Genomic DNA, 23,231 nt, shown 5'->3' with positions numbered 1-23,231 from the left:
CCCGGCCCTCCGGACGCCCCTGGAGACGCCCTACGGCGACGCCCCACGGAGACGCCTTACGGAGGCGACCGCTAGAACGGCCGCAGCGCGGGCTCCTTGCGCCCGCCGCCCAACAGCCGCTCCAGCGCCCCCTCCACATCACCCCGCCAGGAGAGCGTCATCCGCGCCTCCAGACGCAGCCGCGGGTAGCGCTGGTGCGGGCGGACGGTCTTGAAGCCGACCGCGAGCAGATGGTCGGCCGGCAGCACGCAGCTGGTCGGCACCCGACCGGACGAGCCGAAGGCCTCGATCGCCCGCACCCCTCGCCCGATCAGGTCCTTGGCCACCGTCTGCACCAGCACCCGGCCGAGGCCCTGGCGCTGGTAGCCCGGCAGCACCCGGCTGACCATCAGCTGAACGGCGTCCGCCGACACCGGGCTGGTCGGGAAGGACTGCGAGCGGGGGACGTAGGCGGGCGGTGCGTAGAGCACGAACCCGGCGGGCCGGTCGTCCACGTAGACGATCCGCCCGCAGGAGCCCCACTCCAGCAGCACCGTGGAGATCCACCCCTCCTTCTCCAGCTCCGGCTTGCCCGCCTCCACCGCCTCCTTCGCGCTGACCGGGTCCAGCTCCCAGAACACGCAGGAGCGACAGCCGTTCGGCAGGTCCCCGAGGTTGTCCAGCGTCAGCGGAGCGATCCGCCGTCCCATGGCCGCACCTCCTCCCTCTCACGGTCGAGCATTCCCCCACGAACGCCGATGGGTGCATGTTTCACGTGAAACAGCGCTCACGTGGAACACGCACCCATCGGGTCGTTGCCCTCGGCCGGCCGGTCCGGCTCAGCCCTGCGACAGCCGCAGACCGTCCTCACCCGGGGCCATGCTGTCCAGGATCCGGTTCAGGTCCTCCACCGAGCCGAACTCCAGCACCACCTTGCCCTTGCCCAGCTTCCCGCCGCGCTGCGACACCTCGACCTTGACCCGGGTGTCGAAGCGGTCGGACAGCCGGCTCGCCAGGTCGTTGAAGGCCGGGGAGTTCAGCTTGCCCGCCTTCGGCGCCTGGCGCTTGGGCTCCTCCGGTTCCTCCGAGCGCATCAGCACGACGATCTCCTCGACGTTGCGCACCGTGAGGCCCTCGGCGATGACCCGCGCGGCCAGCCGCTCCTGCTGCTCGGGCCCCGACAGGCCGAGCAGCGCCCGGGCGTGTCCGGCCATCAGCGTCCCGGCCACCAGCCGGGTCTGGACGGACGGCGGGAGCTTCATCAGCCGCAGGGTGTTGGAGACGTGCGTGCGGGAGCGGCCGATCCGGTCGGCCAGCTCCTCGTGGGTGCAGGCGAAGTCCCGCAGCAGCTGGTCGTAGGCGGCCGCCTCCTCCACCGGGTTCAGCTCGGCGCGGTGCAGGTTCTCCAGGAGCGCGTCCAGCAGCAGCTTGTCGTCCTCGGTGGCCCGGACGATCGCCGGGATCCGCTCCAGCCCGGCCTCCCGGGAGGCGCGCCAACGGCGCTCGCCCATGATCAGCTCGAAGCTGTCCGCACCGACCTGGCGGACCACGATCGGCTGGAGCAGCCCGACCTCCTTGATGGAGGTGACCAGCTCGGCCAGCTTGTCCTCGTCGAAGACCTCACGCGGCTGGCGCGGGTTCGGGGTGATCGCGTCCAGCGGCAGCTCGGCGAAGTACGCACCGGCCGGCTGCGCCTGCTCGGCCCGCTTCTCCGCGGCCGCCCGGGCCGCCACCGTGCCGCGGCCGCTCGGCAGCGGCGTCACCGAGGCCGGTGCGGGCGCGGCTGCCGCGGGCTTCGCCTCCGCCCCGCCGTCCACCGGCGCGGCGGGGCGGATCAACGCCTCCAGCCCTCGTCCCAGACCAACCCTGCGAGCACTCACTGATGACCCTCCGTCGTGCCGTGCTGTGCCACCGGGGCGCCGTGCCCCTGCTGGCCGTCCCGCTGCTGACCCACCAGCGAGCCGCCCTGGCCCACCGCACGCAGCGCGAGCTCGCGGGCGGCCTCCAGGTAGGAGAGCGCCCCGGTCGAGCCCGGGTCGTAGGTGAGCACCGTCTGCCCGTAGCTGGGCGCCTCCGAGATGCGCACCGAGCGCGGGATCGCCGTGCTCAGCACCTCTTGGTGGAAGTGGGTCCGGACCTCCTCGGCGACCTGGGCGGCCAGCCTGGTCCGGGCGTCGTACATGGTGAGCAGGATGGTCGACACGTGCAGTGCGGGATTGAGGTGCGCGCGCACCAGCTCGACGTTGCGCAGCAGCTGACCGAGGCCCTCCAGGGCGTAGTACTCGCACTGGATCGGGATCATCACCTCCTGGCCGGCGACCAGGGCGTTGACCGTCAGCAGACCCAGCGAGGGCGGACAGTCGATCAGGATGTAGTCGAGCGGCTGCTCGTAGGCGGCGATGGCCCGCTGGAGCCGGCTCTCCCGGGCCACCAGGGAGACCAGCTCGATCTCGGCGCCGGCCAGGTCGATGGTGGCGGGAACGCAGAACAGTCCCTCGACGTCGCGCACCGGCTGCACCACGTCGGCCAGCGGCTTGCCCTCCACCAGGACGTCGTAGATGGACGGCACCTCGGCGTGGTGGTCGATGCCGAGCGCCGTGGAGGCGTTGCCTTGCGGGTCGAGGTCGACGACCAGGACGCGCAGGCCGTGCATGGCGAGCGAGGCGGCCATGTTCACGGTGGTGGTGGTCTTGCCCACCCCACCCTTCTGGTTGGCGACCACGATCACCCGGGTGGCGGCGGGCCGGGGCAGTCCCTCGCCCGCTCGGCCGATCGCCTGAACCGCAGCCTGGGCAGCCCGTGCGATGGGCGTGTCATCGATCTGGTCGACGGTCTCCGAGTCCTGCATGGGGGTCAGTGTTTCACGTGAAACCGGAGCGGCAACAGTCGCCGCCCGGTCACGGCGGAGGATGCCCGAGAGCAAGGAGCGACGTTTCACGTGAAACACCATGCCCGCTATGCCGGAAATCTGACGTTGCGACACTCCGGAGTCCCGGGGGCACCACCCGGCCGAACGCCGGGGGGAACAGCGGCCCGTCCGCCACCTGAACGACGACGGGCGGACGATCCTCCCTCGCAGGAGGCCCGTCCGCCCGTGTTCGGTACGTCGTCGGCGTCACGCCGGATCAGCGGCTGCGGCGCCGCCCGCCCCGGCCGCGCTCGCCGTTCCGGACGCTCGCGGTGCGACCCGCCCGGGCCGCCTTGGCACGCCGGGTGGCCGCCTTCACCCCGCCGGGGCTCTCCCCCGCCTTCACCTGGATCACCCGGGTCGAGGTCTCCAGGGTGCCCTCGCCGACCGCGATGACGCTCCACTCGACCGCACCCAGCTTGGCCAGACCGGCCCGCGATTCGGCCAGCTCCTGCTCCGCGCTGTCGCCCTTGAGCGCCAGCATCTGTCCGTGCGGGCGCAGCAGCGGCATGCCCCAGCCGGCCAGCCGGTCCAGCGGCGCCACCGCCCGGGCGGTCACCACGTCCACCGCGAGCTTGCCGACCATCTCCTCCGCGCGACCGCGCAGCACCGTGACATTGTCCAGGCCCAGCTCCCGGACGACCTCCTCCAGGAAGGTGGTCCGGCGCAGCAGTGGCTCCAGCAGCGTCACCGAGACGTCCGGACGGGCCAGCGCCACCGGGATGCCCGGCAGGCCGGCCCCGGAGCCGACGTCGCACAGAGTGATGCCGGAGGGCAGCAGCTCGGCCAGCACCGCGCAGTTCAGCACGTGGCGGTCCCAGAGCCGGGGCACCTCGCGGGGCCCGATCAGCCCGCGCTGCACGCCCGCGGTGGCCAGCAGCTCGGTGTAGCGGACCGCGGCGTCGTAGCGCTCCCCGAAGACCTCCCGGGCGACGGCCGGTGCCTCGCCAGGATGCTCCAGCTCGGTGGCCCGCCCCTCAGCGGCCGGGTCCACGTCCGCCCCCGGCCGGCCGGCAGCCGCGTTCTCCGTGTCCATCTCGACCTCTCCGATCCCCGGATCCACCGACCCGCTCAACGCACTGTTTCACGTGAAACATCCCAGAAGGGACGACGACCCCGCCCGCACGAGGCGGACGGGGTCACGTCCGGTGAAGCTCTCCGGCCGCCACGGCGGCCGGTCGTCGACCTGTCGGCCTCAGACCGGCAGCACGACCACGAACCGCTGGGGCTCTTCGCCCTCGGACTCGCTGCGCAGGCCGGCCGCGGCGACCGCGTCGTGGACGACCTTGCGCTCGAAGGGAGTCATCGGCCGCAGCTTGACCTGCTCGCCACTGCTCTTGGCCTGCTCCGCGGCCTTGGCCCCGAGCACCGCCAGCTCCTCGCGCTTGCGGGCCCGGAAGCCGGCAATGTCCAGCATGAGGCGGCTGCGCTCGCCGGTCTCCCGGTGGACAGCCAACCGGGTCAGCTCCTGGAGGGCCTCCAGCACCTCGCCGTCCTGGCCGACCAGGCGCTGCAGCGCGCGGTCGTTGCCGTCACTGACGATGGAGACCAGGGCGCGGTCGCCCTCGACGTCCATGTCGATGTCACCGTCGAGGTCGGCGATGTCGAGCAGACCCTCCAGGTAGTCCGCCGCGATGTCGCCCTCCTGCTCCAGACGGGAGATGAGGCTCTCGTCGGAACTGGCGGCGGTCTCGGCCTCGACGGCGGAGGTGGTGCCTTCCGTCACTGATGGACTCCTTCGGAGATGGGCCCGTCTGCCGGGCCGGGAACGAAGCTCTTCGCGGCTGTCACAACAGGCTTGGGGCCGGTCAGGACTTCTTCTTCGGCCGCTGGCCGCCACCGCGCTTCGGCTGCTGCCGGGTGCCCTGCTTGGTACCGGCCGGCTTGGCCGTGCTCTGCTTGGCGGCCGCCGGCTCGCCACCGGCATCGGCCGGGGAGTCCGCCGGGGCGGTGTCGGCCGGAGCTGCGTCGGTGGGCTCCTCGGCCGGGGCGTCCTTGCCCGGCTCCACGGTCGGCTGTCCGACGCCGCCCTGCTGGCGCTGGGCCTTGCTCTGCCGACGGGGCTGCTGGCGGCGCGCCTGCACCGATTCCTCGACCACCGCGGCGGCGCTGGCCGCCTCGCTCACGGCCGCCTTGGACGGGGGCAGCATGCCCCAGAGCGCGCCCTTGATCTCCGTACCGTCCGGACGCAGTCGGCCGGCCTTCTTCAGACGCTCCTGGCGCTCCTGGAAGGCCATGCTGCCCGGGGTCGGGTTGTTGTGGATGACGATCAGCTGCTGGCCCATCGACCAGACGTTGGTGGTCAGCCAGTAGACCAGGACACCGACCGGGAAGTTGATGCCCATCACGGCGAACATGATCGGGAAGACGTACATCAGCATCTTCTGCTGCTGCATGAACGGCGTCTTCACCGTGAGGTCGACGTTCTTGGTCATCAGCTGGCGCTGGGTGACGAACTGCGACAGCGACATCAGGATGATCATCACGGCGGTGACGATCTTGACGCTGGTCTCGGGGCTGCCGACGAAGGTCGCGGAGAGCGGGGCACCGAAGATGTGCGCCTTGCCGGCGCTCACCAGCAGGTCACCGTGGATGACACCGATGTCCTGGCCCTTGGCGACCTTGGCGAGCACGCCGTAGAGGGCGGTGAAGAACGGCGCCTGCACGATGATGGGAAGGCAGCTGGAGAACGGGTTGGTACCCGCATCCTTGTACAGCTTCATCATCTCTTCGGACTGGCGCTGCCGGTCGTTCTTGTAGCGCTCCTGGATGGCCTTCATCTTCGGCTGGATCGCCTGCATGGCCCGGGTCGCCTTGATCTGCTTCACGAAGAGCGGGATCAGGCAGATCCGGATGACGACCACCATCGAGGCGATGGCGAGACCCCAGGCCCAGCCACCGTCCGGGTCAAAGATGTGGCTGTACAGCGAGTGGAACTGGACGATGATCCAGGACACCGCTGTGTACAGGGGATTCAGGAAGGAGAAGGTCACCGGTCAGGCTCCTTGGACAGGTGGATTGGCCGCACGGGACCAATGGTCGCCGGGCCCTCGGGGTCCGGACCGGCGGGGGTGGCGGTCACCGGGTCTCCGGTGGCGGACCGGCTCTTCAGCCAGTCCCGCAACCGCCGGTGCCACACCGGATGCTTGCGCGGCGGGACATGATCGACCCCGCCGGGCGTCCACGGATTGCAGCGCAGGATGCGCCACACGGTCAGCCCGCCGCCTTTCACCGCCCCGTGCACCTTCACGGCCTCGTAGCCGTAGTGCGAGCAGGAGGGGTAATAACGGCAGACCGGACCGAGCAGTGGGCTGATGGTCCACTGGTAGACCCTGATCAGACCCATCAGCAGGTACTTCATCGACCTGCTCCCGTCGGCGCCGTGGCGGCGGGCTCCGTCCTCAGCAACCGCTTGAGTGCCGCGTCCAGGTCACGTTCGAGGTCCTGGTACGAGGCGGTCGCGGCCTGGGGCAGCGCACGCACCACTATCAGGCTACCGGCGGGCAGCCTGGACAGACGATCACGAACGAGGTGACGCAACCGGCGCTTGACCAGATTGCGGACGACCGCCGGGCCAACGGCCTTGCTCACGACGAAACCCGCACGCGCCGAAGGAGTCCCCTCGGCGACGTGCGGGCGGGAGTCGCTGGTCCGGTCGGTCTGCCCCTGCGGGTCACCGTCTCTGCTGAGATGGACGACCAGAAGGGGCCGGCCGGCCCGACGACCGCGTTTCACCGCGGTCGCGAAGTCCTGGCGCCGCCGCAGCCGATTCTCGGAGGGCAGCACAACAGACTCTGGCGCGGATCAGGCGGACAGGCTGGTGCGGCCCTTGCCACGGCGGGCGGCCAGGATGGCACGGCCGGCGCGGGTACGCATACGCAGCCGGAAGCCGTGGGTCTTCGCGCGACGACGGTTGTTCGGCTGGAAGGTGCGCTTGCTCACTCGGGGGCTCCTGAGGTGAATCGTAGGATGACGGGAAATCGCTTGGCCGTCACCGTGCGTCCGCGTGATCTCCCCTGATTCGGAAATCCGGCCCATCGCCCCAGTTCGGCTGGGGTCTGAGGCAATCCACGGCGCCCGTGCTGCGCGCCTTATGGAGCGGGTGGACCCGCGGACATGCGGCAGCGGCCATCGACAACTCGACCTGGTTACGGTACGCGGGACGGGGCACGGGGGTCAAACCAGCCCGCGATCGCCCGTCTTACCCACAGCCTGTGGACAACGACTTGATCCCGCCCTGTTCGCTGACTACCGTTGCAGAACTTGTCTGGTTTGTTCTTGGAAAGCGTGCACCAGTGGCTGATGTCAACAGCGACCTCGTCCCGGTCTGGGCCAGGGTCGTCGAGCGGCTGGTCAACGACCCCGATGTCGGGGAGATGGACAAACAGTGGGTGCAGCGCACCCAGCCGATGTGGATGATGCACGACACCGCCCTGCTGGCGACCCCGAACGAGCGGGCCAAGCAGGTGCTGGAGGGCCGGCTGCTGCCGCAGCTGACCGAGGCCCTCAGCCGTGAGCTCAGCCGCCCGGTCCGGATCGCCGTGATGGTCGACGCCAACGCGGTGCCGACCACGCCCGCACCCGCCCCCCAGTCCCCCGCCGAGCCCTACCCGGGCCCGGCCGAGGAGGACGCCCCCGACTACGGCGGCCAGGACTACCCGCAGTCGTACGAACACGGCCAGCCGTACGAGCAGGGCCACCCCTACGAGCAGGGTCAGGGGCAGCCGTACGAGCAGGACTACGAGCGGCCCCGCTACGACACCGGCGGCTACGACCCGCGCCAGGCCCCGTACGGCGGCCCCGGCGGCGGCCAGGGCTGGCAGGGCTACCAGGAGCAGTCGCCCGCCTACCGCGACCCGGAGGAGCCCGCGCCCCGCCAGGCGCCGCGGCCCGTCCCCGGCCCGCCCGCGACCACCCAGGGCGACCTCTTCGGCGGCGCCTACGGCCCCGGCCCGAACGAGCAGCCGCGGGCCGGCGCCGGCCGCCGGGCCGGCGGTTCCCGCCCCACCGGCGGCCGTCCCGCGGAGAAGGCCTCCCCGGAGCGCTCCGCCGAGCGTCCCGGCGTCCCCGGGGTGCCCGCCCCGCCCGGCGCTCCCCCGGCCGGCGGCTCCCGCAAGGACGAGCCGGCCGCCCGGCTGAACCCCAAGTACCTGTTCGACACCTTCGTGATCGGCGCCAGCAACCGCTTCGCGCACGCGGCGGCGGTGGCGGTCGCCGAGGCCCCGGCCAAGGCGTACAACCCGCTCTTCATCTACGGCGAGTCCGGGCTGGGCAAGACCCACCTGCTGCACGCCATCGGGCACTACTCGCGCAGCCTCTTCCCGGGCACCCGGGTGCGCTACGTGTCCTCGGAGGAGTTCACCAACGAGTTCATCAACTCGATCCGGGACGGCAAGGCGGACACCTTCCGCCGCCGCTACCGGGACATGGACATCCTGCTCGTGGACGACATCCAGTTCCTCGCGAGCAAGGAGTCCACGCAGGAGGAGTTCTTCCACACCTTCAACACCCTGCACAACGCGAACAAGCAGATCGTCCTCTCCTCGGACCGGCCGCCCAAGCTGCTGACCACGCTGGAGGACCGGCTGCGCAACCGCTTCGAGTGGGGTCTGATCACCGACGTCACCCCGCCGGAGCTGGAGACCCGGATCGCGATCCTGCGCAAGAAGGCGATCCAGGAACAACTCAACGCTCCCGCCGACGTGTTGGAGTTCATCGCCTCCCGGATCACCCGCAACATCCGGGAGTTGGAGGGCGCCCTGATCCGGGTCACCGCCTTCGCCAACCTCAACCGGGCCCCGGTGGACCTGGAGTTGGCCGGGATCGTCCTCAAGGACCTGATCCCCGGCGGGGACGAGGACGCCGGCCCGGAGATCACCGCGCAGGTCATCATGCAGCAGACCGCCGCGTACTTCGGCCTGGGGGTGGACGACCTCTGCGGATCCTCGCGCAGCCGCGTGCTGGTGACGGCCCGGCAGATCGCGATGTACCTCTGCCGTGAGCTCACCGACCTCTCGCTGCCGAAGATCGGTGCGCAGTTCGGCGGCCGCGACCACACCACGGTGATGCACGCGGACCGCAAGATCCGCTCGCTGATGGCCGAGCGGCGCTCGATCTACAACCAGGTCACCGAACTCACCAACCGCATCAAGAGCTAGCCGACTCCGTGCCGGGTGTCGTGCCGGGTGCCACGCGGCGCTGCACGGCACGCGGCGCGGTACCGCACGAACACCCGGCACGGCACGACGCGGCACGGCCCCAGGGCGTCAGGAGCGAATCCTGACGCCCTTTCGCACGTCCACAGGTGTGCGGCGCGCGCCGGCTGGGCAGGGATGCCGTCGACGGACGTTCCGCCAGTCCACAGCCCGCGCCGAACAACTGACCGGTGATTCGAAAACCGAGGGCGCGCAAGGCCGTTGTCCACAGGACCGGCCCCTCCTCCACCGTCCACAGGGTGGGGAGTGCGGAGTTATCCAGAATTCGTCCACAGGCCCGTCACCGCTACGCTCTTCCGCGCAGGTCACGTGCCTGTGGACTTGTGCACAACGGTTATCCACAGGCTGTGGACAGTTGACGGGCCGCCACTGGGCCGTCCGGGTTATCCACCGGTTGTCCCCAGGGGAAGGGCGGTTATCCCCAGGTTGTCCACAGCGGCGTCCACAGTTCGACAACCGTGGGCTACCGTTCATACCCTGGTGTGAAAGGCGTCACGAAAAGTTGACCGGCGCCCGTGGATAACCGGGCCCGGATCTGGGGACAGCCCTGGGGATAACCTGTGGATACCCAGCGTGGCCTGTGGGTAACGCTCGGCTGTCCACAGCGAGGCCTGCCCGTCCACAGCCGCCGTCCACAACCGCTGTGGACAAAATTCGGGCTCTGACCTGGGGAAACGGGGTTATCCACGGTTTCCACAGGCCCTACTACTACCACTACACATTTAGACCCCGGACTTGCTTTCAAAGTGGGTGGGCCCCGAATCTGTGGACAACCGGTCTCCGACAACCGTTCGGGTTGCTTGCGCCCGTCTGCCCCGTCTGTCGGCGGAGTACGTCAGACTGTCCTTGCGACTGGAAGCGGAGTGACCGAGCTCGGCGGACAGCCGAACCGACGATCAAGATCAGACGAACCAGAGTGCGAGCGGGAGCGCTCGATCCAGGAGGCGGTTACCGGTGAAGTTCCGGGTGGAGCGTGACGTCCTCGCGGAGGCGGTGGCCTGGGCTGCCCGCAGCCTCCCGGCACGGCCGCCGGTGCCGGTGCTGGCCGGCCTGCTGCTGACCGCGCAGGAGGGCAGTCTGGCGCTGTCCGGCTTCGACTACGAGGTCTCGGCCCGGGTCGAGCTGGAGGCGGACGTCGAGGAGGCCGGAACCGTCCTGGTCTCCGGCCGGCTGCTGAACGACATCTCCCGCAACCTCCCCAACCGGCCGGTGGAGATCTCCACCGACGGCCAGCGCGTCAGCGTGGTCTGCGGCAGCTCCCGCTTCACCCTCCCCACCCTCCCGGTGGACGAGTACCCCACGCTCCCCCAGATGCCGACCGCCACCGGCACCGTCTCCGGCGACGTCTTCGCCTCGGCCGTCAGCCAGGCCGCGGTCGCCGCCGGCCGGGACGACACCCTCCCGGTGCTCACCGGTGTCCGGGTCGAGATCGAGGGCGACCGGATCACCCTGGCCGCCACCGACCGCTACCGCTTCGCCGTCCGCGAGCTGCTGTGGAAGCCCGAGCAGTCGGACATCTCCGCCGTCGCGCTGGTCCCCGCCAAGACCCTCCAGGACATCGCCAAGTCCCTGGGCAGCGGCGACAACGTCTCCATCGCGCTCTCCTCGGGCGGCGCGGGCGAGGGCCTGATCGGTTTCGAGGGCGCCGGCCGCCGGACCACCACCCGGCTGCTGGAGGGCGAGTTCCCCAAGTTCCGCAGCCTGTTCCCGACCGAGTTCAACGCGATCGCCGCGATCCAGACCCAGCCCTTCCTGGAGGCGCTCAAGCGCGTCTCGCTGGTCGCCGAGCGCAACACCCCGGTCCGCCTCAACTTCGAGGAGGGCGTCCTGACCCTGGAGGCCGGTTCGGGCGACGACGCCCAGGCCACCGAGCGGATCGAGGCCTCCCTGGAGGGCGACGCCATCTCGATCGCCTTCAACCCGGGCTACCTGGAGGAGGGCCTCAAGGCCATCGACTCCCCCTTCGCCCAGCTCAGCTTCACCACCCCGACCAAGCCCGCGCTGCTCAGCGGCAAGGTCTCGGTGGACGCCGAGGAGGACAAGGCCTACCAGTACCTGATCATGCCGGTCCGCCTCTCCGGCTGATCCCGCCGCGTCCTACCGTCCACAGGCTGTGCACACCCGCTGTGCACAGCCTGTGGACGTCTCCCCCGCCCGGCCCGACCGCAGACGGCCGGGTCCGCTCCAGCGCGTAGGCTCAAGGAGTGCGGCAACGGCGCCGCCGGCAGGCACGTCACCACAGGTAAGGACTTGGTCATGGAGCTCGGCCTCATCGGTCTCGGCAAGATGGGCGGCAACATGCGCGAGCGGATCCGCCGCGCCGGCCACACCGTCATCGGGTACGACCGCAACCCGGACATCTCCGACGTCGACAGCCTCCAGGAGCTCGTCACCAAGCTCCAGGGCCCGCGCGTCGTCTGGGTCATGGTCCCGGCCGGCGCCGCCACCCAGGCCACCGTCGACGAGCTCGCCGATCTGCTCTCCCCCGGCGACGTGGTGGTCGACGGCGGCAACTCCCGTTGGACCGACGACATCAAGCACGCCGAGGCGCTGGCCGCCAAGGGCATCGGCTTCGTGGACTGCGGCGTCTCCGGCGGCGTCTGGGGCCTGGAGAACGGCTACGCGCTGATGTACGGCGGCGACGCCGAGCACGTCGCCAAGGCCCAGCCGGTCTTCGACGCCCTCAAGCCCGAGGGCGAGTTCGGCTCGGTGCACGCGGGTGCCGTGGGCGCCGGCCACTTCGCCAAGATGGTCCACAACGGCATCGAGTACGCGATGATGCAGGCCTTCGCCGAGGGCTGGGAGCTGCTGGAGGCCGCCCCCGAGGTCACCGACGTGCGCGAGGTCTTCCGCAGCTGGCAGGAGGGCACCGTCATCCGCTCCTGGCTGCTGGACCTGTCCGTCCGCGCCCTGGACGAGGACGAGCACCTGGACAAGCTGCGCGGCTGGGCCGCCGACTCCGGCGAGGGCCGCTGGACCGTCGAGGCCGCGATCGACCACGCCGTGCCGCTGCCGGCCATCACCGCCTCGCTGTTCGCCCGCTTCGCCTCCCGCCAGGAGGACTCGCCGCAGATGAAGATGATCGCCGCGCTGCGCAACCAGTTCGGCGGCCACGCGGTCGAGTCCAAGTAACCAGCAGGTCCTCCACAAGAAGGCGGGCGCAGTCCACAGCCATGCACGTCGCGCATCTGTCGCTCGCCGACTTCCGGTCGTACGCCCGGGCCGAGGTTCCCCTCGACCCGGGCGTGACCGCCTTCGTCGGACCGAACGGCCAGGGCAAGACCAACCTGGTCGAGGCGATCGGCTACGTCGCCACCCTGGGCAGCCACCGGGTCGCCACCGACGCCCCGCTGATCCGGCTGGGCGCCGAGCGGGCGGTGGTCCGCACCTCGGTGGTGGACCGCGGCCGCTCCACCCTGATCGAGCTGGAGCTCACCCCGGGCAAGGCCAACCGGGCCCGGATCAACCGCTCCGACAACGTCCGCCCGCGCGACGTGCTGGGCCTGCTGCGCACCGTGCTGTTCGCCCCCGAGGACCTCAGCCTGGTCAAGGGGGACCCGGGTGAGCGGCGGCGCTTCCTGGACGAGCTGCTGACCGCCCGGGCACCCCGGCTGGCCGGGGTGCGGCAGGACTACGAGCGGGTGCTCAAGCAGCGCAACGCCCTGCTGAAGACCGCCGCGATGGCCCGCCGGGCCGGCGGCGGCAAGGGCGCCGACCTGTCCACCCTGGAGGTCTGGGACGGCCATCTCGCCCGCGCCGGCGCCGAGTTGACGGCCTTCCGGATCCAGCTGGTGGCCGCCCTGCAGCCGCTGGTGGCGGCCGCGTACGGGCAGCTCGCCCCGGGCGGCGGCGACACCGCCCTGGAGTACCGCAGCTCCTTCGAGGGCGAACTGCCGACCAGTCGCGAGCAGGCCGAGGAGCAGCTGCTGAACGCGCTGCAGGCGGCCCGCAAGCAGGAGGTCGATCGCGGCGTCACCCTGGTCGGCCCGCACCGCGACGAGCTGCTGCTCAGGCTCGGCCCGCTGCCCGCCAAGGGCTACGCCAGCCATGGCGAGTCCTGGTCGTTCGCGCTGGCGCTGCGGCTGGCCTCGTACGAGCTGCTGCGCGCCGACGGCGGCGAGCCGGTGCTGATCCTGGACGACGTGTTCGCCGAGCTGGACGCCGCCCGCCGGGACCGGCTGGCCGAGCTGGTGGCCGACGGGGAGCAGGTGCTGGTGACCGCGGCGGTCGCCGAGGACGTGCCGAAGGCGCTGGCCGGCGCCCGGTTCGCGGTCTCCGACGGCGCGGTGCGCCGGATCGACGCCTGACCGAACGCTCTTCCAGCGGCGGCTTCCGCCCGGGTACCCCCTTCACCGGCGCCGGCGGTGCCCCCGCTCGCCGGAGTCCCCTTTCACCGGTGCCGCCGCACCCGGACCACCACACCGCCGTCACGCACCGCGACCACTTCCGCGCACCGCCCACCCCCGCTCCGGTCCGAGGGGTCCGGCCGCTCCCGTAGGCTGGACGGCTCGGCGGGCGCGCGACCGCGACCGTTGTCCACAGGCTGGGGAAAGGAGATCGCCGTGAGCGAGCCGGCGGAGCACTCCCCCAGGTCCGGAGCACCCAGGTCCGGAGCTCCCGAGCCCGGAGCACCCCGGTCCGACGCCGCCGAGCCCGGCGCTCCCGCGCCGACCGGTGCCGACCTCGCCCGCTCCGCGCTGCGGGCGGCCCGTGCCCAGGCCCGCCAGCGCGGTGAGCAGGTCCGCGAGAAGCGCGAGGCGAAGCGGCACGGCCTGCGCAGTGGTGCCCGCTCGGACGGCCGCGACCCCGTCCCGCTGGGTGCGGCGCTCAACCGGCTGCTGACCGAGCGCGGCTGGGAGTCCTCGGCCGCCGTCGGCGGGGTGATGGGCCGCTGGCCGCAGATCGTCGGCCCGGACATCGCCGCGCACTGCCATCCCTCCTCCTACGACGAGGCCGCCGCGGTGCTCACCGTGCAGTGCGACTCCACCGCCTGGGCCACCCAACTGCGCTGGCTGGCACGGCAGTTGGTGGCCCGTCTGAACCACGAGCTGGGGCACGGGACGGTCCGGACCATCAAGGTGCTCGGCCCGGCGGCGCCCGCCCGCGGCTACGGCCGGCTGCGTGCGCCGGGGAGCAAGGGGCCGGGCGACACCTGGGGCTGACCGGGGGACCGGGCGGCCGCCGGGGGCACGGATCGGACGACGATCTTCCGGAACCCCTGACAGCCCTTCCAGGCGCCCTGGGCCCCCCGGTCGAGTATCGGGACATGTGCAGAGGGGATTCAGGGCGGCATATCTGCCCTCAAGGGCTGCCAAACGCCCATCTATGTCAGTCGTACCGGTAGACTGAGAGCCAAACACTGTTGCTAGTGGCAACCGAGTCGAAACGCTGTGGTCGCACGCCCGCCCGCACGGGGTGGGTGTGCGGCCCGTGCTGTGCCAGAGAGGGCGCTTCGTGGCCGATTCCGGCAACCCCAGCCAGACCCCAGACCAGTCCGACCAGGCTTCCTACACCGGTAGCAACATCCAGGTGCTGGAAGGCCTCGACGCCGTCCGCAAGCGCCCCGGCATGTACATCGGTTCGACGGGCGAGCGCGGCCTGCACCACCTGGTGCAGGAGGTCGTGGACAACTCCGTCGACGAGGCGATGGCCGGGTACGCCGACACCATCGACGTCACGATCATGGCCGACGGCGCCATCCGCTGCGTCGACAACGGCCGCGGCATCCCGGTGGACATCGTCCCCGGTCAGGACAAGCCCGCCGTCGAGGTCGTGCTCACCGTCCTGCACGCGGGCGGCAAGTTCGGCGGCGGCGGGTACGCCGTCTCCGGCGGTCTGCACGGCGTCGGCGTGTCCGTGGTGAACGCGCTGTCCACCCGGCTCTCGGTGGAGATCCACAAGGACGGCCACATCTGGACCCAGGACTACAAGATGGGTGCCCCGGCCGCCCCCCTCGCCAAGGGCGCGGAGACCGACCGCACCGGCACCACGGTGACCTTCTGGGCCGACCCCGACATCTTCGAGACCACCGTCTACTCCTTCGAGACGCTCTCCCGGCGCTTCCAGGAGATGGCCTTCCTCAACAAGGGCCTGTCGATCTCGCTGACCGACGAGCGCTCCGAGCACGCGGACGAGAACGGCAAGCCGCTCACCGTCACGTACAAGTACGACGGCGGCATCGCCGACTTCGTCGCCCACCTCAACTCCCGCAAGGGCGAGGTCGTCCACCCCTCGGTGATCGACTTCGAGGCGGAGGACAAGGACAAGGCGATCTCGGTGGAGATCGCGATGCAGTGGAACTCCTCCTACACCGAGGGGGTCTACAGCTTCGCCAACACCATCCACACCCACGGCGGCGGCACCCACGAGGAGGGCTTCCGCGCGGCGCTGACCGGCCTGGTCAACCGCTACGCGCGGGACAAGAAGCTGCTCCGGGAGAAGGACGACAACCTCTCCGGCGAGGACATCCGCGAGGGCCTGACCGCGATCATCTCGGTCAAGCTCGGCGAGCCGCAGTTCGAGGGCCAGACCAAGGACAAGCTCGGCAACACCGAGGCCAAGACCTTCGTCCAGAAGGTCGTCCACGAGCACCTCAACGACTGGCTGGACCGCAACCCCAACGAGGCCGCGGACATCATCCGCAAGTCCATCCAGGCCGCCACCGCGCGCGTCGCCGCCCGCAAGGCCCGCGACCTGACGCGCCGCAAGGGTCTGCTGGAGTCCGCCTCGCTGCCGGGCAAGCTCTCCGACTGCCAGTCGAAGGACCCGTCCGAGTGCGAGATCTTCATCGTCGAGGGTGACTCCGCCGGCGGCTCGGCCAAGCAGGGCCGCGACCCGCGCACCCAGGCCATCCTGCCGATCCGCGGCAAGATCCTGAACGTCGAGAAGGCCCGGATCGACAAGGTCCTCCAGAACACCGAGGTCCAGGCGCTGATCTCGGCGTTCGGCTGCGGCATCCAGGAGGACTACGACGAGTCCAAGCTGCGGTACCACAAGATCGTGCTGATGGCCGACGCCGACGTCGACGGACAGCACATCCGCACCCTGCTGCTGACCCTGCTGTTCCGCTTCATGCGGCCGCTGGTCGAGTCCGGGTACGTCTACCTCGCGATGCCCCCGCTGTACAAGATCAAGTGGGGCAAGGACGACTTCGAGTACGCCTACTCCGACCGCGAGCGCGACGCCGTGATCGCCTCCGGGGTGGCGGCCGGGCGCCGGCTGCCCAAGGACGACGCGATCCAGCGCTTCAAGGGTCTCGGCGAGATGAACGCCGAGGAGCTCCGGGTCACCACCATGGACGTCGAGCACCGGCTGCTGCTCCAGGTCACCCTGGAGGACGCCGCCCGCGCCGACGAGCTGTTCTCCGTGCTGATGGGCGAGGACGTCGAGGCCCGCCGCTCCTTCATCCAGCGCAACGCCAAGGACGTCCGCTTCCTGGACGTGTGACGCCTGCACCGCAGGCCCCGCACGTTCCAGTCCGCGTGAAAGGAAACTGACCACCAGTGGTCGACGACAACCGTCCCGAAGGCGAACAGCCCGAGACTCCCGAAGCCGCCGAGGCCACCGCCCAGGTGACGATGCGGATCGAGCCGGTCGAGCTCGAGACCGAGATGCAGCGCTCGTACCTCGACTACGCGATGAGCGTGATCGTCAGTCGTGCGCTGCCCGAGGTCCGCGACGGCCTCAAGCCGGTGCACCGCCGCGTGCTCTACGCGATGTACGACGGCGGCTACCGCCCCGAGAAGGGCTACTACAAGTGCGCCCGCGTCGTCGGCGACGTCATGGGCAACTACCACCCGCACGGTGACACCTCGATCTACGACACCGTGGTCCGCCTGGCCCAGCCGTGGTCGATGCGGATGCCGCTGGTGGACGGCAACGGCAACTTCGGCTCCCCGGGCAACGACCCGGCGGCGGCCATGCGCTACACCGAGTGCAAGATGATGCCGCTCGCCATGGAGATGATGCGCGACATCGACGAGGAGACCGTCGACTTCGCGGCCAACTACGACGGCCGCTCGCAGGAGCCCACCGTCCTGCCGGCGCGCATCCCCAACCTGCTGGTCAACGGTGCCACCGGCATCGCGGTCGGCATGGCCACCAACATCCCGCCGCACAACCTCCGCGAGGTCGCCTCCGGCGCGCTCTGGTACCTGGAGAACCCGGAGGCCTCCGCCGAGGAGCTGCTGGACGCCCTGGTCGAGCGGATCAAGGGCCCGGACTTCCCCACCGGCGCGCTGATCGTCGGCCGCCGCGGCATCGACGACTACTACCGCACCGGCCGCGGCTCGGTCACCATGCGCGCCGTGGTCGAGGTCGAGGAGATCCAGGGCCGCCAGTGCCTGGTGATCACCGAGCTGCCGTTCCAGGTCAACCCGGACAACCTCGCGCTGAAGATCGCCGACCTGGTGAAGGACGGCAAGATCGCCGGCATCGCCGACGTCCGCGACGAGTCCTCCTCGCGCACCGGCCAGCGCCTGGTCGTCGTGCTCAAGCGCGACGCCGTCGCCAAGGTGGTGCTGAACAACCTCTACAAGCACACCGAGCTGCAGACCAACTTCGGCGCCAACATGCTGGCCCTGGTCGACGGCGTGCCGCGCACGTTGTCGCTGGACGCCTTCATCCGGCACTGGGTCAACCACCAGGTCGAGGTCATCGTCCGGCGCACCACCTTCCGGCTGCGCAAGGCCGAGGAGCGCGCCCACATCCTGCGCGCGCTGCTCAAGGCCCTGGACCTGATCGACGAGGTCATCGCGCTGATCCGGGCCTCGGCCAGCGCCGACGCCGCCCGCACCGGTCTGATGGGCCTGCTCGACATCGACGAGCTCCAGGCCAACGCCATCCTGGAGATGCAGCTGCGCCGGCTGGCCGCCCTGGAGCGCCAGCGGATCATGGACGAGCACGACGAGCTCCAGCGCAAGATCGACGAGTACAACGCGATCCTGGCCTCGCCGACCCGTCAGCGGGAGATCATCTCCGAGGAGCTCACCGCGATCGTCGAGAAGTACGGCGACGAGCGGCGCTCCACCCTCATCCCCTCCGACGGCGACCTCTCCATCGAGGACCTCATCGCCGAGGAGGACATCGTCGTCACCATCACCCGTGGCGGCTACGTCAAGCGGACCCGCTCCGACCTCTACCGCTCGCAGAAGCGCGGCGGCAAGGGCGTGCGCGGTGCCCAGCTGAAGCAGGACGACATCGTCGACCACTTCTTCGTGACGACGACCCACAACTGGATCCTGTTCTTCACCAACAAGGGCCGGGTCTACCGGGCCAAGGGCTACGAGCTGCCGGACGCCGGGCGCGACGCCCGCGGCCAGCACGTGGCCAACCTGCTGGCCTTCCAGCCGGACGAGCACATCGCCCAGGTGATGGCCGTCCGCACCTACGAGGACAAGCCGTACCTGGTCCTCGCCACCCGGGCCGGCCTGGTGAAGAAGTCCGCGCTCAAGGACTACGACTCGCCGCGCTCCGGCGGCCTGATCGCGATCAACCTGCGCCAGGACGAGGAGGGCCAGGACGACGAGCTGATCGGCGCCGAGCTGGTCTCCGCCGAGGACGACCTGCTGCTGGTCTCCAAGAAGGCCCAGTCGATCCGCTTCACCGCGACCGACGACGCCCTGCGCCCCACCGGCCGCGCCACCTCCGGCGTCAAGGGCATGGCGTTCCGGGAGGACGACGAACTGCTGTCGATGAACGTCGTCCGTCCGGGTACCTATGTCTTCACCGCCACTGACGGCGGGTACGCCAAGCGCACCGGTGTGGACGAGTACCGTGTCCAGGGGCGCGGCGGCTACGGCACCAAGGCGGCGAAGATCGTCGAGGGCCGGGGCTCGCTGGTCGGCGCGCTCGTGGTCGACGAATCCGACGAGATCATGGCGATCACCCTCTCGGGTGGGGTGATCCGCACGAGGGTTTCCGAGGTTCGTGAAACCGGACGTGACACCATGGGCGTCCAACTGATCAACCTCGGAAAGCGCGACGCGGTCGTGGGCATGGCCCGCAACGCGGAGGCCGAGGACGAGGAGACGGTGGAGGACGAGGTGGCGGGTACTGAGTCCACCGAGTCCACCGAGACGGCCGAGGGCGCGGTGACGGCGGTCGACGGAGACGTCGAGGCCTGAACCGAACCGCAGACCGGTGCAGCCGCGTCCCATCAACGGGCGCGGCGGCATCGGCCGCCGACCAGTTCCGGGCAATCCCGCCGGGCGCTGGATGACGATTGACGAAGCAGGGCGGCACCGCCGTCCTGGTGGGAAGTGCGGGAGGACCAGGTGAGTGGAGCCACGGGTGCTGCGGGAGGAACCTCCGGCGGCCGTCCGGGCGCGCAGGGCGGGGGTTCGTACGGCGTTCCGCAGCCGCCGACCGATCACTCGGCCGCGTCCACCTCGCTGATGCCGCCGGCCGGTGGAGCGGGCCAGAGCGGTGCGACCTACGGCGGGCAGCAGGCCGCGTCGGCGAGCGGCGGCCAGGCCGCCGGATCGGGCGGCTTCTCGCAGCCGACCACCTACGCCAAGGGGCAGCCGACCCCGGCCCGGGGCACCCGGGTCCCGGGGCACACCCCGCCCGGTGGCACCCCCACCGGCGGAGCGGCGCGCCGCCCCGGCGCGGCCCCCGCCCCGGCCCCCGCGGCCGGCGGCTCCGCGCTCGGCCGGACGCGCAAGGCCCGGCTGCGGGTGACCAAGGTCGACCCGTGGTCCGTGATGAAGGTCAGCTTCCTGCTGTCGCTGGCCGTCGGCATCATCATCATCGTGGCCGCGGCCGTGCTGTGGATGACGCTGGACTCGCTCGGCGTCTTCGACTCGCTGACCAAGACCCTCAAGGACGTCACCGGCTCGGACAGCAGCGGCGGCCTCAACCTGATGGACTACGTCGGCTTCGGCAAGGTGATGACCTTCACCACGCTGATCGCCGTGGTCGACGTCGTCCTGCTGACCGCCCTGTCCACGCTCTCCGCGTTCATCTACAACGCGGCGGCCGGCTTCACCGGCGGCGTGGAGCTCACCCTGGCCGAGGAGGACTGATTCCGGCCGGATCCTGACGCACGCTCAGTTCCCCGTCCGGGGACGGAATGTACGGGCCCCACCGGCTGTTGCAGCCGGTGGGGCCCGTCGGCATTTCGGGTGACAGCCGGCCGCCCGCGGCGTGCCGCCCGGAAAGCGGGCGACCGCCGTGGGATTAGCTGGGTGCCACCCGTCCCGAATCCCGGGAGTGCCGCAGGCCGCCCCCGATCCGCCCGACCGGGTCGGCTGAGGTTCCGCAGGACGACTGGACGGAGGCGCGCGGTGGCGAAGCTCGCAGGTCAACTGGTGGAGGCCCTGGAAGGGCTGTTGGGGGTCCCGGTACCGCTGCGGGTCCAGGCCTGGGACGGCAGCGTCGCCGGGCCTCCGGGCGCGCCCACCGTGGTCCTGCGCAACCGTCGGGCGCTGCGCCGGCTGATCTGGCGGCCGGACGAACTGGGCCTGGCCCGGGCCTACGTCGCCGGGGACCTCGATCTCGCCCCCGGCACCGACCTGTACGAGACGCTCTCCGCCGTCGCCCGCTTCGCCGAGCGGCCGGAGATCCGCACCCTGACCTTCGGCCCGCGGGACGTGGTCGGTGCCAGGGGCCGCCGGGTGCTCGCCGCCGCGCTGCGGGCCGGGGCGGTCGGCCTGGAACCCGAGCCGCCCCGCGAGGAGGTCCGCAGGGCCGCGGGGCGCCTGCACAGCCGCAGCCGGGACCGCGCGGCCATCAGCCACCACTACGACGTCGGGAACGACTTCTACCGGATCGTGCTGGGCTCCTCGATGGTCTACTCGTGCGCCTACTGGACGCCGGAGGCGAAGAGCCTGGAGGCCGCCCAGGAGGCCAAGCTCGACCTGATCTGCCGCAAGCTCGGCCTGCGCCCCGGGATGCGCCTGCTGGACGTCGGCTGCGGCTGGGGCTCACTGCTGCTGCACGCGGCGAAGCACTACGGGGTCACCGCGGTCGGCGTCTCCATCTCCCGGGAGCAGGTCGCGCTGGCCCGGGCCCGGGTCGAGGAGGCCGGCCTGTCCGACCGGGTCGAGGTCCGGCTGCAGGACTACCGGGAGATCGCCGACGGGCCCTTCGACGCGATCTCCAGCGTCGGGATGGCCGAGCACGTCGGCGCCGAGCAGTACCGGGTCTACGCCGAGGGCCTGTACCGGCTGCTGGTGCCCGGCGGCCGGCTGCTCAACCACCAGATCGCCCGCCGCCCCGACCTTCCCGGTGAACAGCACCGCACCAGCCCCTTCATCGACCGCTTCGTCTTCCCGGACGGCGAGCTCTCCCCCGTCGGTTCCACCGTGGCGCGGCTGGAGGAGGCCGGCTTCGAGGTCCGGGACGTCGAGTCGCTGCGCGAGCACTACGGGCTGACCCTGCGCGAGTGGGTGGCCAACCTGGAGGCGCACTGGACGGAGGCGGTCCGGCTGGTCGGCCGCGGCCGGGCCCGGGTCTGGCGGCTGTACATGGCGGCCTCCGCGCTCGCCTTCGAGCAGAACCGGATCGGGATCAACCAGGTCCTCGCCGTCCGCAGTACCGAGGAGGGCTCGGCGGGCCTGCCGCCGACCCGCGAGGAGTGGCTGCTGCGGCCCTCCGCCGGTGCGCCGGGGCTGGTCGCGGGGGGTGCCGCCGCGGCCCCGGCCGAGCCGGATTTGGGAGATCGGCCGTCGGTCCGCTAATCTTTCAGTGCGGCAAGGGCCTATAGCTCAGACGGTTAGAGCGCTTCCCTGATAAGGAAGAGGCCACAGGTTCAAGTCCTGTTAGGCCCACAACCGCGAAGGGCCCGGAGTGATCCACTCCGGGCCCTTCGACTCTTTCGAGATCGGACGGGGCCGTGGAGCGGCCGGGATCCGGTACGATCTCTGTTCGGTGAGGGCCTATAGCTCAGACGGTTAGAGCGCTTCCCTGATAAGGAAGAGGCCACAGGTTCAAGTCCTGTTAGGCCCACCTCCCCGAAGGGCCCGGAGTGATCCACTCCGGGCCCTTCGGCGTTTCCCGCGGCCTTTCCCGCCGCCCTTCCCGCCGCTTTTCCCGCCGCCGGACCGGGAACCGTGCGCCCGTCCCGACGGTTCCCCGGGGAAACACGGTGGAGGGTTGGTGACGGCATGGCGGTGTTGTGGGCGATGAGCATCCCCGGACTGGTCTGCGCCCTGGCGGTGCTGGCGGTGCTCGACCAGCTGGCACTGAGGGCGGGCCGCGCCCGCTGGGTGCCCTGGCGGGGGACCGGTCGGGAGGGGCAGATCTCGGCAACCGGGTTCGAGCAGCTGCACGCGCAGTTCGCCGCGGGCAAGCAGCACGAGCTGGACGAACGCGGCAGCACGCTGATGCTGCGGGACGAGGAGGGCGAGGGGGCGCCGCCGCGGACCAGGGTGGACCTGGCGGGCGGCACGGCCGTGGTGGTGGTGCCGGACCGCCCGGCGAACGGCCCCGCGTCCGGGGCGGTGCGGGGCCCGGGGGGCGGGGCCTGACCCGTGGGTGCGGTGGACGGTCCGGGGGCGGTCGGACCGCCCGCCAGGAGGTGCGGCGTCAATCCCGGGACCGGACCGCCGGGTTGGCCGTACCGGTGGCTGGTCACGATTGGGACACCGGTGTGTATCATCGGCCGCAAGGGCAGTCTGGCACTCGGCAGCCCGTTCGCGCTCGAAACACAACTGGACTCGTCGGCCCGGTCAGTCAGGCCGGATCCGGCTCTTGAGTCCGTCAACGCAAGAAGGACGAGGTCCCGCGGTGAAGAAGCTTCTCCTGGTCGCCCTGGTCGCCCTCGGCGGCTTCTTTGTCTACCGTCAGGTCCAGGCGGACCGCGCCGAGCAGGACCTGTGGACCGAGGCCACCGACCCGGTTCCGGCCGGTCGCTGAGCCCCCGGCGATCTGACGATCGACGAACTCCGGAGGCGCCCGTCGGTGCCTCCCGGGCCGGCCGGCCCGGTCGACGAACCGGACCGGCCGACCCCATGGAACAGCACCGTTCCAAGGGGACGGCGCTGGGAATCGCGCCGGAAACCGGTACGCTAGTGCCCGTTGGCACGCGCGCGGTGCCGTCGAGGGGCATTAGCTCAGTTGGTAGAGCGCTGCCTTTGCAAGGCAGATGTCAGGAGTTCGAGTCTCCTATGCTCCACAATCCACGGCAG

The 23,231-nt window shown here is 70.9% G+C and carries 20 protein-coding genes and 3 tRNA genes; 14 read left to right on the top strand and 9 right to left on the bottom strand.

Features of this window, described 5'->3' with window-relative positions:
• Positions 1-71: 71 nt before the first annotated feature.
• The 9 genes from ACWGKU_RS32575 to rpmH all read right to left on the bottom strand — a co-directional run bounded on the left by ACWGKU_RS32575 (position 72) and on the right by rpmH (position 6,829).
• Positions 72-689, bottom strand: a complete 618-nt coding sequence (locus tag ACWGKU_RS32575) for a GNAT family N-acetyltransferase (RefSeq protein ID WP_452180236.1) — start codon at positions 687-689, stop codon at positions 72-74.
• A 129-nt stretch (positions 690-818) separates the two neighbouring features.
• Entirely contained in the window at positions 819-1,859 is a 1,041-nt protein-coding gene (locus ACWGKU_RS32570) for a ParB/RepB/Spo0J family partition protein (RefSeq protein ID WP_359907012.1), read from the bottom strand.
• Entirely contained in the window at positions 1,856-2,800 is a 945-nt protein-coding gene (locus ACWGKU_RS32565) for a ParA family protein (protein WP_452180244.1), read from the bottom strand. The genes ACWGKU_RS32570 and ACWGKU_RS32565 overlap by 4 nt, the downstream gene beginning before the upstream one ends.
• Before the next feature lie 304 nt (positions 2,801-3,104).
• Entirely contained in the window at positions 3,105-3,923 is an 819-nt protein-coding gene (gene rsmG, locus ACWGKU_RS32560) for a 16S rRNA (guanine(527)-N(7))-methyltransferase RsmG (RefSeq protein WP_452180237.1), read from the bottom strand.
• 159 nt (positions 3,924-4,082) lie between these two features.
• Complete coding sequence (locus ACWGKU_RS32555) at positions 4,083-4,613, bottom strand: Jag family protein (protein WP_380541256.1); 531 nt, start codon at positions 4,611-4,613, stop codon at positions 4,083-4,085.
• Positions 4,614-4,695: 82 nt separating this feature from the next.
• Complete coding sequence (gene yidC / locus ACWGKU_RS32550; protein ID WP_452180238.1) at positions 4,696-5,880, bottom strand: membrane protein insertase YidC; 1,185 nt, start codon at positions 5,878-5,880, stop codon at positions 4,696-4,698.
• Complete coding sequence (gene yidD / locus ACWGKU_RS32545; RefSeq protein WP_049655851.1) at positions 5,877-6,248, bottom strand: membrane protein insertion efficiency factor YidD; 372 nt, start codon at positions 6,246-6,248, stop codon at positions 5,877-5,879. The genes yidC and yidD overlap by 4 nt, the downstream gene beginning before the upstream one ends.
• Positions 6,245-6,673 (bottom strand): ribonuclease P protein component, encoded by a 429-nt coding sequence (gene rnpA / locus ACWGKU_RS32540; RefSeq protein WP_049655849.1) that lies wholly within the window; start codon positions 6,671-6,673, stop codon positions 6,245-6,247. Before rnpA ends, yidD begins: the two co-directional genes overlap by 4 nt.
• Positions 6,674-6,691: 18 nt before the next feature.
• On the bottom strand, positions 6,692-6,829 hold the full coding sequence (rpmH, locus tag ACWGKU_RS32535; protein ID WP_030392420.1) for a 50S ribosomal protein L34: 138 nt from the start codon (positions 6,827-6,829) through the stop codon (positions 6,692-6,694).
• Positions 6,830-7,182: 353 nt separating this feature from the next.
• Between rpmH and dnaA the strand changes: the two genes are divergently transcribed.
• The 14 genes from dnaA (at position 7,183) to ACWGKU_RS32465 (ending at position 23,218) form a co-directional block, all read left to right on the top strand.
• Complete coding sequence (dnaA, locus tag ACWGKU_RS32530) at positions 7,183-9,045, top strand: chromosomal replication initiator protein DnaA (protein WP_452180239.1); 1,863 nt, start codon at positions 7,183-7,185, stop codon at positions 9,043-9,045.
• A 1,011-nt stretch (positions 9,046-10,056) separates the two neighbouring features.
• Positions 10,057-11,187 carry a DNA polymerase III subunit beta gene (gene dnaN, locus ACWGKU_RS32525; RefSeq protein ID WP_452180240.1) on the top strand — a complete coding sequence of 377 codons (1,131 nt, stop codon included), beginning with the start codon at positions 10,057-10,059 and terminating at the stop codon, positions 11,185-11,187.
• A 171-nt stretch (positions 11,188-11,358) separates the two neighbouring features.
• Positions 11,359-12,234 carry a phosphogluconate dehydrogenase (NAD(+)-dependent, decarboxylating) gene (gnd, locus tag ACWGKU_RS32520; protein WP_452180241.1) on the top strand — a complete coding sequence of 292 codons (876 nt, stop codon included), beginning with the start codon at positions 11,359-11,361 and terminating at the stop codon, positions 12,232-12,234.
• A 41-nt stretch (positions 12,235-12,275) separates the two neighbouring features.
• Positions 12,276-13,409 (top strand): DNA replication/repair protein RecF, encoded by a 1,134-nt coding sequence (gene recF, locus ACWGKU_RS32515; RefSeq protein ID WP_359906992.1) that lies wholly within the window; start codon positions 12,276-12,278, stop codon positions 13,407-13,409.
• 390 nt (positions 13,410-13,799) lie between these two features.
• Positions 13,800-14,264: a DUF721 domain-containing protein gene (locus ACWGKU_RS32510; RefSeq protein ID WP_223244507.1), complete on the top strand. Its 465-nt coding sequence runs from the start codon at positions 13,800-13,802 to the stop codon at positions 14,262-14,264.
• A 268-nt stretch (positions 14,265-14,532) separates the two neighbouring features.
• Entirely contained in the window at positions 14,533-16,548 is a 2,016-nt protein-coding gene (gene gyrB / locus ACWGKU_RS32505) for a DNA topoisomerase (ATP-hydrolyzing) subunit B (protein ID WP_401052332.1), read from the top strand.
• A 131-nt stretch (positions 16,549-16,679) separates the two neighbouring features.
• On the top strand, positions 16,680-19,226 hold the full coding sequence (gene gyrA / locus ACWGKU_RS32500) for a DNA gyrase subunit A (protein ID WP_401052334.1): 2,547 nt from the start codon (positions 16,680-16,682) through the stop codon (positions 19,224-19,226).
• Between the two features lie 150 nt (positions 19,227-19,376).
• A complete protein-coding gene (locus tag ACWGKU_RS32495; protein WP_359906984.1) occupies positions 19,377-20,126 on the top strand; it encodes a DUF3566 domain-containing protein in 750 nt (249 codons plus the stop codon).
• Positions 20,127-20,387: 261 nt separating this feature from the next.
• Positions 20,388-21,782 (top strand): class I SAM-dependent methyltransferase, encoded by a 1,395-nt coding sequence (locus tag ACWGKU_RS32490; RefSeq protein WP_452180242.1) that lies wholly within the window; start codon positions 20,388-20,390, stop codon positions 21,780-21,782.
• Positions 21,783-21,798: 16 nt separating this feature from the next.
• Positions 21,799-21,872: transfer RNA gene (locus ACWGKU_RS32485), tRNA-Ile, on the top strand.
• Between the two features lie 104 nt (positions 21,873-21,976).
• Positions 21,977-22,050 (top strand) — tRNA-Ile (locus ACWGKU_RS32480).
• A gap of 176 nt (positions 22,051-22,226) precedes the next feature.
• Entirely contained in the window at positions 22,227-22,571 is a 345-nt protein-coding gene (locus tag ACWGKU_RS32475) for a DUF6191 domain-containing protein (RefSeq protein ID WP_452180243.1), read from the top strand.
• Positions 22,572-22,830: 259 nt separating this feature from the next.
• A complete protein-coding gene (locus ACWGKU_RS32470) occupies positions 22,831-22,959 on the top strand; it encodes a DLW-39 family protein (protein ID WP_014137031.1) in 129 nt (42 codons plus the stop codon).
• Between the two features lie 186 nt (positions 22,960-23,145).
• Positions 23,146-23,218 (top strand) — tRNA-Ala (locus ACWGKU_RS32465).
• The last annotated feature ends 13 nt before the right edge of the window (positions 23,219-23,231 follow it).

It is taken from the genome of Kitasatospora sp. NPDC054768, assembly GCF_053612025.1.
This window is presented reverse-complemented; position numbering and strand designations above follow the sequence as displayed.

What these genes read in the sequence shown, in the direction of transcription:
- rsmG (WP_452180237.1), bottom strand. Translation starts at nt 3,923, where the DNA reads ATGGACACGGAGAACGCGGCTGCCGGCCGGCCGGGGGCGGACGTGGAC.
- yidD (WP_049655851.1), bottom strand. Translation starts at nt 6,248, where the DNA reads ATGAAGTACCTGCTGATGGGTCTGATCAGGGTCTACCAGTGGACCATC.
- gnd (WP_452180241.1), top strand. Translation starts at nt 11,359, where the DNA reads ATGGAGCTCGGCCTCATCGGTCTCGGCAAGATGGGCGGCAACATGCGC.
- ACWGKU_RS32475 (WP_452180243.1), top strand. Translation starts at nt 22,227, where the DNA reads ATGAGCATCCCCGGACTGGTCTGCGCCCTGGCGGTGCTGGCGGTGCTC.
- gyrA (WP_401052334.1), top strand. Translation starts at nt 16,680, where the DNA reads ATGCGGATCGAGCCGGTCGAGCTCGAGACCGAGATGCAGCGCTCGTAC.
- recF (WP_359906992.1), top strand. Translation starts at nt 12,276, where the DNA reads ATGCACGTCGCGCATCTGTCGCTCGCCGACTTCCGGTCGTACGCCCGG.
- ACWGKU_RS32575 (WP_452180236.1), bottom strand. Translation starts at nt 689, where the DNA reads ATGGGACGGCGGATCGCTCCGCTGACGCTGGACAACCTCGGGGACCTG.